The 17,206-nt window shown below is 34.8% G+C and carries 14 protein-coding genes; 9 read left to right on the top strand and 5 right to left on the bottom strand.

Annotated features, from left to right (window positions below):
- The first annotated feature begins 186 nt into the window (after nt 1-186).
- The gene (locus ACTYA4_RS03855) at nt 187-333 is read left to right on the top strand and encodes a hypothetical protein (protein WP_443480283.1); all 147 of its coding nucleotides are present in this window, start codon (nt 187-189) and stop codon (nt 331-333) included.
- Nucleotides 330-1,292 carry an LLM class oxidoreductase gene (locus ACTYA4_RS03850; RefSeq protein WP_443480282.1) on the top strand — a complete coding sequence of 321 codons (963 nt, stop codon included), beginning with the start codon at nt 330-332 and terminating at the stop codon, nt 1,290-1,292. Before ACTYA4_RS03855 ends, ACTYA4_RS03850 begins: the two co-directional genes overlap by 4 nt.
- Nucleotides 1,293-1,375: 83 nt before the next feature.
- Here ACTYA4_RS03850 and ACTYA4_RS03845 read toward each other — a convergent pair whose 3' ends face one another.
- Nucleotides 1,376-2,092 (bottom strand): 3-ketoacyl-ACP reductase, encoded by a 717-nt coding sequence (locus ACTYA4_RS03845; protein WP_443480281.1) that lies wholly within the window; start codon nt 2,090-2,092, stop codon nt 1,376-1,378.
- 298 nt (nt 2,093-2,390) lie between these two features.
- On the opposite strand from ACTYA4_RS03845, the gene ACTYA4_RS03840 reads away from it, so the two are divergent.
- Nucleotides 2,391-3,422 carry a LacI family DNA-binding transcriptional regulator gene (locus tag ACTYA4_RS03840; RefSeq protein WP_443480280.1) on the top strand — a complete coding sequence of 344 codons (1,032 nt, stop codon included), beginning with the start codon at nt 2,391-2,393 and terminating at the stop codon, nt 3,420-3,422.
- A gap of 38 nt (nt 3,423-3,460) precedes the next feature.
- Nucleotides 3,461-5,128, top strand: a complete 1,668-nt coding sequence (locus ACTYA4_RS03835) for a glycoside hydrolase family 13 protein (protein ID WP_443480279.1) — start codon at nt 3,461-3,463, stop codon at nt 5,126-5,128.
- Between the two features lie 130 nt (nt 5,129-5,258).
- Here the strand turns inward: ACTYA4_RS03835 and ACTYA4_RS03830 are convergent, their stop codons facing one another.
- Nucleotides 5,259-6,089, bottom strand: a complete 831-nt coding sequence (locus ACTYA4_RS03830; protein ID WP_443480434.1) for a pentapeptide repeat-containing protein — start codon at nt 6,087-6,089, stop codon at nt 5,259-5,261.
- A gap of 123 nt (nt 6,090-6,212) precedes the next feature.
- Nucleotides 6,213-6,611, bottom strand: a complete 399-nt coding sequence (locus ACTYA4_RS03825; RefSeq protein WP_443480278.1) for a hotdog fold thioesterase — start codon at nt 6,609-6,611, stop codon at nt 6,213-6,215.
- Nucleotides 6,612-7,117: 506 nt separating this feature from the next.
- Here ACTYA4_RS03825 and ACTYA4_RS03820 point away from each other — a divergent pair.
- The 5 genes from ACTYA4_RS03820 to ACTYA4_RS03800 all read left to right on the top strand — a co-directional run bounded on the left by ACTYA4_RS03820 (nt 7,118) and on the right by ACTYA4_RS03800 (nt 15,264).
- Nucleotides 7,118-10,252 carry an MMPL family transporter gene (locus ACTYA4_RS03820; protein WP_443480277.1) on the top strand — a complete coding sequence of 1,045 codons (3,135 nt, stop codon included), beginning with the start codon at nt 7,118-7,120 and terminating at the stop codon, nt 10,250-10,252.
- Nucleotides 10,253-10,953: 701 nt separating this feature from the next.
- Nucleotides 10,954-11,943 carry a glycosyltransferase family 2 protein gene (locus tag ACTYA4_RS03815; protein WP_443480276.1) on the top strand — a complete coding sequence of 330 codons (990 nt, stop codon included), beginning with the start codon at nt 10,954-10,956 and terminating at the stop codon, nt 11,941-11,943.
- Nucleotides 11,943-12,365: a GtrA family protein gene (locus ACTYA4_RS03810; protein ID WP_443480275.1), complete on the top strand. Its 423-nt coding sequence runs from the start codon at nt 11,943-11,945 to the stop codon at nt 12,363-12,365. Before ACTYA4_RS03815 ends, ACTYA4_RS03810 begins: the two co-directional genes overlap by 1 nt.
- 2 nt (nt 12,366-12,367) lie before the next feature.
- Entirely contained in the window at nt 12,368-14,050 is a 1,683-nt protein-coding gene (locus ACTYA4_RS03805) for a DUF6044 family protein (protein WP_443480274.1), read from the top strand.
- Between the two features lie 182 nt (nt 14,051-14,232).
- Nucleotides 14,233-15,264: an AI-2E family transporter gene (locus tag ACTYA4_RS03800; protein ID WP_445505520.1), complete on the top strand. Its 1,032-nt coding sequence runs from the start codon at nt 14,233-14,235 to the stop codon at nt 15,262-15,264.
- A gap of 17 nt (nt 15,265-15,281) precedes the next feature.
- On the opposite strand, the gene ACTYA4_RS03795 is transcribed toward ACTYA4_RS03800, so the two are convergent.
- Nucleotides 15,282-15,461 carry a Spo0E family sporulation regulatory protein-aspartic acid phosphatase gene (locus tag ACTYA4_RS03795; protein WP_443480272.1) on the bottom strand — a complete coding sequence of 60 codons (180 nt, stop codon included), beginning with the start codon at nt 15,459-15,461 and terminating at the stop codon, nt 15,282-15,284.
- 592 nt (nt 15,462-16,053) lie between these two features.
- Nucleotides 16,054-16,890 carry an undecaprenyl-diphosphate phosphatase gene (locus tag ACTYA4_RS03790; protein WP_443480271.1) on the bottom strand — a complete coding sequence of 279 codons (837 nt, stop codon included), beginning with the start codon at nt 16,888-16,890 and terminating at the stop codon, nt 16,054-16,056.
- Between the last annotated feature and the right edge of the window lie 316 nt (nt 16,891-17,206).

Raw genomic sequence — 17,206 nt, 5'->3', positions numbered from 1 at the left:
GACATAATAACATTCATAAAGGCAGTGTGATGAAAATTTGAACGGCGCCTGATCACGTTGTCCATGAATAATTATTTACTATTACAAGGCGGAGTTTGATGGACTCAATTGCTATAGATTCAAGAGAGAAAAAAGGAGGAACACCAGCCCTTGGAAAAACGAAACCTGAATTAAAGGAGCTTTTAAATGAACAATCGTGAAGAAATGCTAGAAATGATGAAAAAACAATCGCTAAATAAAAATAAATTAATTTTATCATTAGTTGTTACAATTGGTTCTTTTTTAGGTGCATTAATAGCGCTTAAACAAAGAAGAAGGGAGTGGAAGAAATGAATTTTTTACAAGAACACCGAGCATTCAATCGAATGTATAAAGAAGCTGAGCTAACACTTGGCTTGCATATACCGTTAGAGAATTATCAATTTCAAACGCCTACCATGGAGAAGCAGGTCGAACTAGCACAACTTGCAGAAAACTATGGCTTCTCAAGTCTTTGGTTCCGTGATGTTCTGCTGCAAGATCCCTCTTTTGGGGATCCGGCAACAGGACAAATATATGATATGCTTATTTATTTAACGTATCTTGCAAGCAAGACGAAAGAAATTGCATTAGGAACATCCGCTGTTGTGCTGTCACTTCGTCATCCTTTGCGTGTAGCAAAAGAGATAGCTACGATAGAAAATTTGTTTCCGGAAAGACTCATTATGGGTGTATCGTCTGGTGATCGAAGAGCAGATTTTTTAGGACTAGGGATCTCTCACGAAAATAGAGGAAAAAGATTCGTTGAAGCTTTTGAATACCTCAATCAGCTCTTATACAAAGAATTTCCTATGATTACTTCATCATTAGGAGGAGTTGCAGGTGCAAATCTAGTACCTAAGCCAACGAAAAAAATTCCTACAATGATTACTGGGTACAGTCAGCAAGATATGAGTTGGTTTGCTGAAAATGGAGATGGCTGGATGTATTATCCTCGGAGTCCGCATCTACAAGCAGAATCGATCAAAAAGTGGAGACAGTTAGTAGATCATTATCATCCAGGCGTGTTTAAGCCATTCACGCAGCCAATGCATTTAGATTTATCGGAAGATCCAAACGAAGGACCAACTCCTATACGACTTGGATTCCGGGTTGGGAGAAACGCTTTAATTGATCTATTAAATATCTATAAGGAAATAGGCGTAAATCATCTATTCTTCGCATTATTCGATAGCAATAGACCTGCGGAAGAAGTAATTCATGAATTAGGGCAAGAAGTTTTACCATATTTTTCAACACAAGACAGCAACTAGAATTCTAGTAATTTTCAATAAAAAGACATATAGCCTTCTTTTCTTAAAAAGAATGCTTATATGTCCTTTTTTTATTAGCCTGTTTACGGATTCGTTGACCACATACCAGCAGTTTTAATAAAGACGCGTGGATTTAATTTTAATTGTGCGACCATTAATTCTGCTAAGTCTTCTGGCTGCATAACTTTCTCAGGATTGCCGTCTGTTAAATTTATATCGATAGCCATATCTGTAGCAACTGTACTTGGTGTTAACGCAGTTACACGTATATTATGTTTTCTCACTTCTAACATAAGCGATTCGGTTAATCCTAGTACAGCAAATTTAGAGGCGCTGTACGCACTAGTTACAGGCGCACCTTTTTGTCCTGCAGTAGAGGAAATATTAATGATATCTCCCGCTTTTCTTTCGATCATGCCTGGTAAAACGGCTTTTGTCACATAGTATGTACCAAGAAGATTCACTTTGATAATATTTTCCCATTCTTCTGTAGCAAGATCTAGGAAACCGCCGAATTTCGCAATACCAGCACTGTTGATTAATATATCAATTTGTTTTAATTCAGAGGTAATATGGTTTACAGCATCTATAACAGAAGCATTGTCTGCTACATCTGCAGTTGCAATCGAAACAGAAACGCCATATTGTTTCACTTCTTCTGCCACTTTTTCTAAATTAGATAAAGTTAAACCAACTAAACCAAGATTAACACCTTCCTGTGCAAGTGCGATGGCAGTTGCACGGCCGATGCCTCTGCCTGCGCCAGTAATAAGCGCTGTTTTTCCTTTTAGTGATGCCAATGAGAGCACTTCCTTTCTAAAAAACTATAAACAAAATATAATTGAATATCATGCCTTATGTCTACTTTTATGCATGACGAAAAGAAAAAGAAAACCTTGTTTGAATAGTGAATAATAGACACCAGCATATTGTTCATTTAATAGACCTGTGGTATTATTTTTTATATCGTTAAGTGCAATCGTTTGCACTGGTGTTTGAAAACATATAACAAAATAATAGGAAACATCCCTTTTATATGAATTATAGGAAGGTTTAACAACATTTTCATTTAGTGATAACGAAAGGAAGAGGGGCGTTTTGGCAATTACAATCAAAGATGTTGGCAAAGAGGCGAATGTGTCTCCATCAACTGTTTCCAGAGTACTTGCTAACCATCCAAAAATAAGTGAAGAAACAAAAAGAAAAGTTCGGGAAGCGATGGAAAAATTGGGGTACCATCCGAACTTGCAAGCAAGAAGTCTCGTTGTGAAATCAGCGAATGCCATTGGGATTGTGATGCCTCACTCTGCTGAATCGATGCTTGAAAATCCTTTTTTTCCAGAAGTAATTCGAGGAATTAGTTTAAAAGCCCGTGAGAATAAGTATGGAATTTATTTAACAACAGGCGCAGAAGAAGAGGAGATTTATCAAGAAGTTGTGCAAATGGTACAAGGTAAGAGAGTGGATGGCATTATCCTTTTGTACAGTAAAAAGAATGATAAAGTAATGGATTATTTAGTAAAAGTGAAATTTCCCTTTGCGGTGATAGGAAGACCATATAGCAATGCAGAACAAATCACCTATGTCGACAACGATAATATTTCCATTACAAAACAAATTACGGAATACTTAATTAATATGGGGCATCAACATATTGCATTTGTAGGGGCTAATATGGAAATGGTGTTTACAATTGACCGTTTAGAAGGGTATAGACAAGCACTAGAGCAGGCAAATATTCCATTTGATGAATCGATTATTATTTATGATAAAGAGATGAAAGTGAATGCTAAAAAGCAATTTCAGCAGCTGCTGCAAAAAGATGTGCCTCCAACAGCACTAGTAGTTGCAGACGATTTTGTAGCAATTGAGCTGATTAGCTATGCAGAGGAATGGAATATATCTGTTCCTGAAGATATATCAATTGTTGGGTTTAATAATATTATTGTCGCTAAGCATATAAAGCCTTCTTTAACTTCCATCGATATAAATATTTATCAGCTTGGTATAGAAGCAGCTGATTGCTTAATAGATAATATGAAAAATTCTGATTCTCTGCCTAAAAAAATGATTATCCCTGCAAAAATGGTGGAAAGAAAATCTTGTTCCCCTATTCCAAATATTTTATGAGAAGTAAAATCTTGAGAAAATAGAGGAGGAAATCTTGAATGGAAACACAAAAATGGTGGAAAGAAGCAGTTGCTTATCAAATTTATCCAAGAAGTTTTATGGATTCGAATGGAGACGGAATCGGTGATTTACAAGGTATCATTTCAAAATTAGATTATTTAAAGGAATTAGGAATTGATTGTATTTGGATTTGTCCAATGTATAAATCTCCAAATGATGATAATGGCTATGATATTAGCGACTATCAAGATATAATGCCAGACTTCGGAACAATGGAGGATTTTGATCAATTGCTGAATGAAGTTCATCAAAGAGGGATGAAGCTGATTATTGATTTAGTAATTAATCATACGAGTGATGAACATCCTTGGTTTATTGAATCCCGTTCTTCCAAAGAAAATGCAAAAAGAGATTGGTACATATGGAGAGACGGAAAAAATGGCAAAGAGCCAAACAATTGGGAAAGTATTTTTGGCGGATCCGCATGGAAATACGATGAAAAAACGGAGCAATACTTTTTACATATTTTTTCGAAAAAACAGCCGGATTTAAATTGGGAAAATGAAGAGGTCAGAAAAGCGTTATATACAATGATTAATTGGTGGCTGGATAAAGGTATCGATGGCTTTAGAGTTGATGCCATCAGTCATATTAAAAAAGAAGATGGACTCGAAGATATGGAAAATCCAGAAGAACTAGAGTATGTCCCCTCCTTTGATAAACATATGAATGTAGAGGGAATTCAGCCATATTTGGAAGAGTTGAAAAAGGAAACATTCGCTAAATATGACATTATGACTGTCGGGGAAGCCAACGGTGTAAAAGTCGAAGAAGCAGAATTATGGGTAGGTGAAACAAAAGGGAAATTTAATATGGCTTTCCAATTTGAACACCTATATTTATGGGATGCAGATAAAAAGAAAAAAGTAGATGTATTAAAATTAAAAAAAGTCTTAAATAAATGGCAAAAGGGTCTTGAGAATAAAGGATGGAATGCCCTGTTTATTGAAAACCATGACCAAACTCGAAGCGTATCCACATGGGGAGATGATAAAGAGTATTGGAAAGAAAGTGCAAAAGCTTTAGCAACGATGTACTTTTTTATGCAAGGAACTCCTTTTATTTATCAAGGACAGGAAATCGGCATGACAAATGTCCAGTTTCCGACAATTGAAGAATATGATGATGTAGCAACAAAAAATTTATATCAACTAAAACAAAAAGAAGGACTTTCTCACCAAGAAATAATGGAAATTATTTGGTCTTCCAGCCGTGATAATTCGCGTACACCGATGCAGTGGTCAAGTGAGCCGTATGCTGGTTTTTCTACGGTTGCTCCATGGATGGGGGTAAATCCAAATTATATAGACATAAATGTAGAAAATCAAAAACAGAATCCTTATTCCATTTATCATTATTTTAAAAAGATGATCGAATTAAAGAAATCTGGACCAATTTTAACGTATGGAACATTTGATTTAATCGATGAAGAAAATGAGGAAGTATTTTCCTATACAAGAACATTAGATGATGAAAAAATCGTAGTAATAGTGAATATGACTTCATCTGAGGCCGTATTTAATAGTCAGGAAGTAGAGCTGCATTCAAGAAATTTATTGCTTGCAAACTATGAGGTAGAGGAGCATCCTGCTGTTAATAGTTTGTCATTAAAGCCATATGAAGCAAGGGTTTACAGTAGTAATTAAGAAGAAAACTAGGGAAGAGGCTGTCTCAAAAGGTCGTTAATAACGACTTTTTAGAGTCAGCTTTTTCTTTTCCTTCTACTAAATGAAACCCCTTCTATTGGACAGTTTCCAGTCACTTACGCTTTTATGCTCACCTAGACCAATGTGTTGGGCGAGAAAGCAAGTGCGGTAATTTTATGCGTGCATCGCCCTTTGCTGAGTTAATTTGAACTTGGGTGAGAAAAATACTCTCAGTGAGATCCGCTCCCCTTAAGTCTGCGTCTCGGAAATCAGCCCCAATAAGATCGGCCATTCTCAAATCTGCGTCTCGGAGGTCTGCTGCAATAAGATATGCTCCTCTTAAGTTAGCTCCTTTAAGGTTCGCCCCTTTAAGATTTTTCCCGATAAGATCCGCTCCTCTATGGTCCGTTTTTTTGCTTTTTTTATAACTATTATTTTGGCGATGGGACTCGGCCCGTACAAGTTCACTTGTTTTTAAAAGCAGAGCATTTACCTCTGCACGATGTGATGGAACATTTAATTCCATGAGAGAATCGGGACTAAGTTGAGTAAGTCGTTCTGTCTCGTCAAGTACGAAGCTAAGTTCTTTATGAATGGAACGAGATGCTTTTAAAGTTAGTGCTTCGGCAAGATACCAGAGCATCTCATGAAGTTGTTGCATAATGGGGAACAGATCAAACATTTTTTTTGCCGTTTCTGCACTTTCCCTCCAGTCAACTCCTTCGAAAGTAACTTTAGAAACCTTTTGACCTGCACCGAAACAGTCGAAAACTGTACAACCTTTATAACCTTGCTGTCTGAGGCTTTTGTGAATGCCGCACCGGAAATCTAATTGTAAATTGGGACAAGGTTTGCAAGCGTCTTTATCGATTGCAAAATCTGCAGAAGCGGCGAAGGGCAGTGCAACACAGCATAAGCCGAAGCAGTTCTCACAATCAGCACGCAGACTGCTGCGACGCATGTCGCTTTTTAGATTTTGATCATCACGATTTTCAAACAATACGTACACGTCCTTTGCTTCTGTTAGGTAATAAATGAACAAAATTTGTTTGCTAGACTTTTTCCTCCTGAAGGAAGTTTCATTTTATTTTCTCTTCGTGACAACTGCAATCGTACAGCGAGAAATGCTGATTAATTTTTCATCTTCATCAATAATTTTCGTTTCATATACCATACTAGTTCTGCCTTGATGAATAACCGTTGCAATGGCTGTCACCATTCCGTCTTTTTTGGAAGCAATATGATTAGCGTTAATTTCTTGACCGAAAACAGCCTGTGTCTGTAAATCTACCAGACTAGCAGCACCAAGGCTTGCAACTGTTTCTGCCAACGCAACAGATGCTCCTCCATGCAAATAGCCAAAAGGCTGTTTCGTGCGAGAGTCAACCGGCATGGTAGCAATACATGTACCATCCTTTTTTACTTCTTTAATTTCAATTCCTAAGGCTTCCATTAAAGTATTTTTCATTTCAAATTTCTCCATAATTCCTCCAAAATATCCTGTTTTTCCCCATTATAGCATAGACATGATAGTAGAAAACGTTTTCCTATTGTAGTGAAACGACAATCTTTATTCATCTTTTCGATTCCTTTTTATATATGCTTAGTATAAAAGATACATATCGATTTATGACAAATAAGTGAAAAAATGAATTTATAATTGACAGTAAAAAGGAAAAAAGTTAAAATCAGAAAATTAAAGATAATAGTAGATCGTTATGAATATATTAAATTTTTGTTAATAGGAAACTGGAAAACCTGATTAGATTGGAAACTGGTGATATTTTAAGTTCGTTATAAAGAACGAGTGTAGTCTATTTAACGATTACAGAGAAAGGATATTCTGTTTTTAAAAAGATGGAAGAAAGAATACATCGTTATAAGAATCCATTACTAATCCATTCGATGAAACAGAATTAACATTTTTTTAACTACCTATGAGGATAAATTAATTGTAGAAAACTAAGAAATAGTAGAGGAGGAGACAGAGTGAATACTATTTTAAAAGGGAGATGGTTTATTCCCTTTGCATGGCTTGTTGTTATTATAGGTTTATTTTTTCTAGCGCCAAATATTGCTGATTTAGTAAGAGAAAAAGGACAATTAAGTATTCCTAATAATTATAGTTCTGCACAAGCAAGAAACATAATAAAGGAAATACAAAAGCAAAAGAATATTGGTGATCAATCAACAGTCGCCCTTGTTTTTCAAGATGATAAAAAGTTAACGAACAAGGAAATAGCTGAGGCGAAAAAGGCGTTACATAAATTAGAAGGTGATAAAAAACAATTAGGCATTACAGAAATACATTCCCATTTCATAGATGAAAATTTAAAAGATCAGCTTTTTTCAAAAGATGGAAAAACAATCTTAGTATTGCTGTCCTTTAGTTGGAATGATAGAGATCGAGATGAAGTAAGTGATGCATTATATGCTGCAATTAAAGGTTACGATGTGGAACATTACTATACGAGTAATTGGATGATTAATCGCGATATAACCAAAGGCTTCCAAGAAGGGTTAAAGAAAACGGAAGGTATTACGGTTATATTTATTCTAGCGGTATTATTGATCATTTTCCGGTCTATTATTGCACCGCTTATACCATTAATTACCGTTGGTGTTTCTTATTTAGCATCTCAATCGATTGTTGCTATTCTTGTCGATAAATGTAATTTTCCCATTTCAAATTATACACAAATATTTTTAGTAGCAGTGTTATTTGGAATTGGAACAGATTATTGTATTCTTTTATTATCCCGTTTTAAAGAAGAATTTTCCCATCGAGAAAGTATAGTTGAAGCAATATTGGAAACATACAAAACCGCTGGTCGAACGGTTTTTTTCAGCAGCATGGCCGTTATGATTGGATTTGCAGCTATCGGATTTTCAAAATTTAAGCTATACCAGTCTGCTTCTGCTGTTGCTGTCGGGGTAGCGTTATTATTAATCGCCTTGTTTACATTGGTGCCGTTTTTTATGTTTGTTCTTGGTCCGAACATATTTTGGCCGTCTAAGTCCAGTACAAAACATGAGGACAGTAAAATCTGGGCAATCACAGGAAAATTTTCCTTAACTAGACCGCTTCTTACTTTACTGATTGTGGCGGTAATTTGTGTACCTTTTCTCATGACATATGATGGAAAACTTTCTTTCAACTCATTGGATGAAATTAGTGATAAAGTTTCTTCTATTAATGCATTTAATGCAATAGCAGATAGCTTTGGACCTGGAAAATCGAACCCTTCCACAATTGTAATAAAAAATGATGAAAAAATGGATTCAATAGAATACATAGGATTAGCTGAAAATTTAAACAAAGAATTAGCAAAGTTAGAGCATGTAGATAAAGTGCGTTCTGTTACACATCCTACAGGAGAACCAATTGAAAAATTATATGTAGGAACACAAGCACAAAGTTTAGAAGAAGGGCTTGAGAAAGGAAAACAAGGATTAGATAAAATTAGTAATGGCCTTCATTATTCAGGCAGTGAGCTCTCTAAATTTGAACCCAAATTAACTAATACTTCAAAAGGCATAAATGATTTAATAAGCGGTACTTCCGGCATTCAATCAGGTTTAACAGAAATTCAAACCAATTTAATGAAAATTGAAGATGGAATCCGTCAAGGTTCAGCTAAATCTGAACAGATTATTCAAGTGTTAGAAGATGCAAAAACTGGCGCTGAAAAATTATTGGCAACACATCAAAACTTGCAGCCAGGCTATGAGGAAATCGATACAAATTTATTCAACATTATAACTCAGAATCAAAAAATAGGAGCGAAATTAGAAGAACTGTCGGGTGACATCAATCAAATACCAAGCGAATCTTTTGGCTACTTAGAACAAAAATATAATGGACTCGATGAGGAACAGGCATATCAAGTAATAAAAAATGCATTGTTAACCACACAACCTCAATTGCCACAAGTGGTACAGGGTATTACAGGGTTAAATACTAGTTTATCTCAATTGCAAAATCAATTGCAAACAGGAATAAAGCAGGGAAATAGCATATACGCTGAAGTAGTGAAAAATCAAGCATTACTCGGAACCGGATTAGAACAATTAATCGAAGGAATTGAAGCACAGCAAAAAGGATTAAACCAACTAGCAGATGGTCAAGGTAAAATTGTTTCCATTATGCCCAAATTAACCAATGGTTTAAGCAGCATTAATGATGGTCAAAAACAATTATTAAATGGATTTAGTAATATAGACGGTCAAATCAAGCAATTATCTGATGGACTGAATCAAAGTGTGGAAGGTTTAGATAAAGTATCGGGAGGAATAGGTTCGGCAACAAATTATTTATCTGGTTTATCTCAGCATAATAAAGACAGCTTTTATATACCACAGGAAGTACTGGAAAGCAACGATTTTGCCGAATCTATCAATACGTATATGTCTAAAGATCGTAAAATAATGACTTTGGATGTTATCTTTGCTGCTAATCCTTATTCAAATGAAGCAATTAATCAGGTAGATGAATTAAAAGATGCAGTGAGCAGAGTGACAAAAGGAACGAAATTGGAAAATGCAGAGGTGGCGATTGGTGGCATAACGAGTACAAATGCTGATTTACGGACAATTTCGCATGAAGACTATTCTCGTACAGTTGTCTTCATGCTGCTGGGGATTTCTGTTATACTGGTCTTTTTATTCCGTTCGATTATTATGCCTGCATATATAATTGGATCTTTGATCCTATCCTTTTATACTGCAATGGGAATAAATGAAGCAATCTATGTCAAACTATTAGGATATTCAGGGATTAGTTGGGTTGTTCCTTTCTTTGGATTTGTAATATTAGTAGCATTAGGCGTTGATTACAGCATCTTTTTAATGGATCGTTTTAATGAGTATCGTGGTCTATCAGTTGCAGAGGCAATGTTAGAAGCGATGAAAAAAATGGGCACCGTCATTATTTCTGCTGCAATCATTTTAGGCGGTACATTTGGAGCAATGATGCCATCTGGTATGCTGTCCTTACTGCAAATCGCCAGCATTGTTTTAGCAGGGTTAGCATTGTACGCTTTTGTCATTTTGCCTTTGTTTATACCAGTAATGGTGAAGAATTTTGGAGAAGCCAACTGGTGGCCGTATAAAAGACCAAATTAATTGGAAATTTATAGAGGGAAAAAGAGTTTGTAAATATTGTAGCTAAAGAAATAAAGCAATGAGGGGAATTTCCTAAGCTCATCTTTAACAAAGGTTGTTTTCTAAAAGTTTGTTGTTTTTGAATAAAATAATAATAAACATGGCTGCGGGTTAAATAACACAATCTATACAAAAAAAGCGTTAACAAAAGAAACCTAAAACGATGGAGATTCTTTTCTAATCGCTTTAGGTTTTTCCCTTATTAAAACATCGATAATTTAATAAATATTTATCAAATGTTTATAATGTATGTTACAATAATCCCCGATAATGAAGAAAATTCCAACTGGCAACTTTTTGTTGAAGGCTGTTTTCTAAAAGTTTGTTGCTTTTTAATAAGTTGAAAAACCTTATAGAATTACTGAGCAGCCTGAATACACGTAGACTCCTGCGGGATTAGCGAGACAGGCGAGAAGAAAGCAGGAGTGAAACGACGAAGCGGCTCGGCGCTCGCCCCGCGGAAAGCGAAGTGTATTCAGGCTGTGGGTTAAATAACAACAATCTATACAAAAAGAGTCTTGTTGAAAAATAAACCATTAAGTGAAAAACTTGGAAAATTCTTTAATACAAGTTGTTATGGAAGAAATAGTAGATCCTATAGTTAGTTATGTTTTTCCGAGATAAAATACATGTATTTAGTTAGAAGAGGGTAGGTCTTTAATATGAATGAAACAGTTTTAACGATTGCAGTACCATGCTATAACGAAGAAGAAGTATTTGACACCACGTATGCTCATTTAAAGGATGTGCTGCATAACTTAATCGACGAAGATTTAGTTAGTGAAAAAAGCCAGTTATTATTTATTGATGACGGCAGCAAAGATTCCACATGGGAAAAAATTGAAGCGGCTTGTCGCTTAGATTCTTATGTAAGTGGGATAAAGCTTTCCAGAAATTTTGGGCATCAAAAAGCACTGTTATCCGGTTTGGAAGAAGCTGCAAAATTTTCTGATTGTGTGATTAGCATTGATGCGGACCTTCAAGATGATACAACCGTAATAAAAGAGTTTGTAATACAATATTTGAACGGTTTTGATGTGGTGTATGGAGTAAGAAGCAAACGAGAAACCGATAGTTTTTTCAAAAGAACCACTGCCGAAGGCTTTTACAAGCTGATGGGCAAGTTAGGCTTGTCACTTGTTTACAATCATGCTGATTATCGTTTATTAAGTAAACGTGCTTTAACGGAAATGCTGCGTTTTCAAGAAACGAATCTATTTTTAAGAGGCATAGTTCCTTTATTAGGGTTTAAATCGACAAAAGTTTATTATGAACGAAAAGCACGTGAAGCAGGCGAATCCAAATATCCACTGGCGAAAATGCTTGCGTTTGCATTTGACGGTTTAACTTCTTTTAGTGTGAAACCAATCCGTTTTATCACCATTATTGGATTTTTATCTTTTTTTATTAGTTTTATTGCTGGGGCTTATGTTCTGATTGAAAAATTTATGGGCGATACAGAATCTGGATGGGCTTCATTAATGATTTCCATTTGGTTGATCGGAGGCCTTTTATTAATGAGTATTGGCCTAATAGGAGAATATATTGGAAAAATATATGAAGAAGTAAAGCAACGTCCTCGCTATATTATTGAACATAATTTATGTCCTAAACGCACCGAAGAAAAACCTAAGACAAAGGTACATGCATAATGTTGCAGCATCCTTTTATTAAATTTCTTTTTATTGGTGTCATAAATACTTTAGTTGGCTTATCGATTACGTATACTTGTTTAAGCTTCTTACAATTAAACTACTGGACTTCTACGATTATTGGAAATTGTCTTGGAGCCTGCGTGAGTTATTTTTTAAATAAACGATTTACCTTTCAAAGCAAAGCTCCCTTTATGGGGAGCAGTATTCGTTTTGCCATTGTGATTATTCTATCCTATATCTCTGCTTATAAAATTGGTTTAGAAATAGTAGAAGAAATAGTGAAAATGCTTGCAATACCAGCGGGTTATACAGAAGAAATTGCGGTATTATTTGGAAGTGGATTATATACCATTCTTAACTATTTAGGACAAAAATATATTGTATTTCCACATAAATACAAGCAAGAACCAAGGAGTTAATAATGATTGATCAACAAGGAAAAAAAGAAAAAATTTATATAATTAGTGCACTTATTATTATTTCATTATGGGTAGCCCCCTATTTTTTGTTAAATGAACATGCTCATATGCGAATGCATGATAATTTAGATTCTAACTTAGGCTGGTATCAAGTTTTAAAGGACAGCGGCCAGTTATTTGCACCTTTAAATACACCAATGGAACAAATTATGAACGGCAACTTTTCGAGAGATACTTTTTATTCTGAGTATTATGCGATGGTTTTTTTATTTCAACTATTTCCGCCTGTCATTGCATATGGTATCAGTCAAGCAATCACAAGATTTATTGCTTTTTTAGGAATGTATTTCCTTTTGAAAAAATATGTGGTAAAAGAGAAGGGGTTTTCTTTTATTATAATTGGGGCAGCCCTTACTTTTGCATTAACTCCTTATTGGCCGTCAGGCATGTTAAGTATTCTTGGAATGCCATTGGCACTTTGGAGTTTCCTTAATATTCGCAACGGGGATCGGCATTGGAAAAATTACATCGTATTAACTGTTTTGCCTTTTTTCTCGACATTTGTCATCGGATTCTTTTATTTTCTTGCCGCAATTGGATGTGTATGGCTATATGATGTAATCAAAACAAAAAAATGGAATATGGCTTTTTTCTTATCCATTTTATATATGCTGCTTATTTATTTATTAATTGATTACCGATTAGTAGCATCGATGATTACACCAGCCCAAGAATTAACCAACCGAAATGTTTTTTACCAGTCGAAACTAACGTTGTGGGAGACAATTAGATTGATTGGAAAAAACTATGTGATTAGTCATAATCAAGATAGAACGATTCATACGTATATCATTCTCCCGCTAACTCTTTTCTGCTTCGTTATCGTGTTATGGAAAAAAACATGGAAGGAGCATAAGCTATTTCTTTGGCTTCATCTACTCAACATTCTGCTATCCACTTGGTATGCATTTTGGTTTTTTGAAGGCTGGCAGCCATTAAAAGAGCGAATTAGTATTTTAACAACCTTTAATTTTGCTAGATTTCACTATTTAAGACCGATGATCATTTATGTTTTATTTGCGCTGTCTTTAAAAATGATATGGAAGATGGGGAGTCTAGGAAAAAAAGTCGTCTATGTACTTGTTTTTCTTCAGTTGCTCGTATTAGTGCCAAATAACGAAGAAGTGAAATACAGCAAACAGCCAAGCTATGGTCAATACTTTGCAAAAGAAGAATTTACGCAAATAAAAAACTATATTGGTCTTCCAATGGATCAATATCGAGTAGTCAGCATTGGCATGCATCCTGATGTCGCCCAATATAATGGCTTTTATACAATTGATTCTTACAGCAATATGTATCCTTTGCGGTATAAACTGGAGTTCCGAAAAATAATCGAGCCTGAATTAAACAAAAATAAAGCGCTTCGTGAATACTTCGATTATTGGGGAGGAAGATGTTATATCTTTGTCGATGAATTAGGAAAACATTATCAATTCTCCAAAAACTCAAAGAAAGTTATTCACGACTTAAATCTAAATACAGATCAGCTGAAAAAAATGGGAGGACGTTTTGTACTGTCAGCTGTTCCGATTGAAAATGCGAAGGAAACGAATTTAGAGTTTCGTAAAACATTTGAAACAAAAAAAGGATATTGGCGTGTATATTTATATGAAGTGAAGTAAAAAAAAGCATCCGCTCCAAAACTTATTTGGAGACGTGATGCCTTTTTTATAGGATAAGGATAGAATTTAATAAAATATATCTTGTTATTTTTTCCATATTCGTAAATAATGGTAGTAAAAGGATTATAAATGGAACACACATAACAGAAGAAGCTATTCACCAATGGTCAGGAGTCTTTTAAATGGATTATTTTTCTAGGTTTGTGCTTAACAAGGATTTGAAACGGTTTCTAATTCTTGTTTTATTTGCATTTACGCTTTATGCCGTACAAGATATGATTAATCTTATTTTATTTACCGTGATTTTTTCTTTTTTAATGGATCGATTTGTGACTATTTTCGCAAGTAGAATTCCAATCAAACGTTCTATCATCGCTATCCTTTTATATTTGCTTGTTATAGGAATATTAATTGTTGGAATCAGTTTGTATTTACCGATTATATTGACCGAAATTATACAGCTTATTAAACAAATCATTGATTTTTATACGAATACGCATGAAAATATTGTCTTTAATTATCTCGTACATATCATTCGAAACTATCATATCTCTACTTATTTACAACAAGGCTTTTCTTTTTTATTCCAATATTTTACAGGGGTAGGGGAAATAAGTTTGCAGTTTTTTTTGGCAATGGTATTAAGTTTTATTTTTATATTGGAAAAGGAAAAGTTAAAACGGTTTTCTCATCATTTTAGCAATAGTAGAATTGCGGTGATTTATGATGAATTTATGTATTTTGGAAAAAAGTTTGTGGGAACTTTCGGAAAAGTAATAGAGGCGCAATTTATTATTGCTCTATTTAATTGTACTTTTACTACTTTGGCATTGTATTTTTTGGGGTTTCCACAATTATTTGGGATTGCTATTATTATTTTTTTTCTTGGGCTTATTCCAGTTGCAGGGGTTATCCTTTCTTTAATTCCATTAGCTACAATTGCTTATACAGTAGGTGGAATAACACAAGTAATGACGATTGTTATTCTTATTATGATCATTCACGGGATAGAAGCGTATATATTAAATCCAAAACTAATGTCTTCTAAGACAGATTTGCCAGTATTTTTTACGTTTATTGTCCTTATTTTTTCAGAACATTTTTTTGGTATATGGGGATTAATCGTCGGTATACCAGTTTTTATTTTCCTGCTAGATATACTCCAAGTGAAAAATGGTCCTCAAAGGAGAATAGGAAAAAATAATAATAGCTAGGAATTACATTCCTAAAATTATTTATTGTAAATAATTTGTTGATATTGGTTAAGATAATAATCTAGTTTTTGGCTCAGTTGAATCGTTTCTCTACTTGTAAGCCCATGATCTAAGCCAACTTCAATTAAATCTTGTCGTAATGTATTAATATAAGTTAATAAAGTATCAGAATCATTGTTTTCTAGTACAACAGTCATTTTTGTTAACTCCTTGCATTTTTGCTACTTTAAGGATGTTACCAAAATAATGTTATTATGGGAAGAAAATTCTTGTTCATTTTTCTAATATTTTCAAAATGAGTCTTTATAACTATGCAAAATATCGATAAATAAAAAGCCATCCCTTTATGTAAATAGGATGACTTTTTTCAAAAGATAAGAAAGTATAAGTTTTCTGAAGTCTGATGGGTGTCTAGCCCCAGCGCCCTATCGACTTCAACGCTTCCCTCACCTCGTCTACGATAAGTCAACATCGAATCGCTAAGCTCTTCGTGTTTCCTTTATCTCTGAAAGGTACACAATCTAAAACCGCCACGTCCTGTGGCAACGATTGTGTAATCCACATCCTGTGGACCTCAGCTTTTTCTGTCGATGAGCAAGGGCGCTTCCGCTTTTCTTATAAGATAAGAAAGTATAAAATTTCGAACCTAGTTTAGTGTTTAGCTCCAGCGCCTAGCTCTTGTGAAAAATAACCCCATGCCTCTAAAAGTAAAAAGCACTTTTTGAGTCATGTGAACATTTTTCTTCAGAGCTGATCAAGGCGCTTCCGCTTTTCTTATTAGTATAGAAATTAAAAAAAGACAAGAATAATGATAACAGCTAGTACAATTCGATAAATCGCAAATGGGAATAATTTGATTTTGTCTATTAGTTTCAGAAAGAAACGAATAGAGATGATGGCAAAGATAAAAGCACTGATAAAGCCTGCAATAAAAAATGGCAGTGTATCCATTGTGATAGATTCCCAGTGTTTCAGTAATGATATAAAGCTTGCTCCAGCCATAATCGGAACTGCCATAATAAACGTAAAGTCAGCAGCGGCACGGTGGCTTAACCCTAGTAATACCCCGCCAGAAATAGTGGACCCGGAGCGGGAAAATCCTGGCCATAAGGCAATACACTGGAAAAGTCCGATTAAAAATGCTTGTTTATTGGTGATTTTGTCGACTGTTTCAACAGATGCTACTCTTCTTTTTTGTGCAAAATCAGCGATAATCATTAAAATAGCGCCGCCAATTAACGCATATACGACTGTATGTATCGTAAATAGATGTTCATCAATATAGTCTTCAAATAAGACACCTAGTATCCCAGCTGGAAGCAAGCCAATAAAGATTTGCACTAAGCTTAATTTATGTCCTATTATTTTTTGTCCATTAATGTCTTTTTTCAGGCCTAAAAGATTTAAAAAACGGTCTTTAAATAAAATAACAACGGCTAAAATAGAGCCCAGCTGAATGACTACTTTAAATGTATTGGCTACTTCTTCCGAAAAAATTTCTTTTGATTTTAATAATAAGTCATCGACAATAATCATATGACCTGTCGAGGAAACTGGGGCAAACTCTGTCAGCCCTTCTACAATACCTAAAATAATGGCAACAATGATATTCCATAAATCGTTCAATCTATTCACTCCTATTGATTCTCTTATAGTTTTTATTATTTATATTTACTGTTTCGTGCAGATATGTCCTACCATATCATAACAAATTTAATTCAAAAGAAACACTCCCATTTTTTTTTAAAAAGTGAATAAAAAAGGCTCTTTTCGTATAGATTGTTGTTATTTACCCCGCAGCCTGAATACACTTCGCTTTCCGCGGACGAGTGCCGAGCCTCCTCGTCGCATACGCTCCTGTGGGGTCTCGTCTTTCTCGCATTCCCCGCAGGAGTCTACATGTATTCAGGCTGCTCAGTGCTTCAACCATGTTTATTGTTTT

Source organism: Niallia yueguangensis, assembly GCF_052663115.1.
The sequence above is the reverse complement of the archived record's forward strand: the minus strand, read 5'-3'. Positions and strand labels throughout refer to the sequence as shown.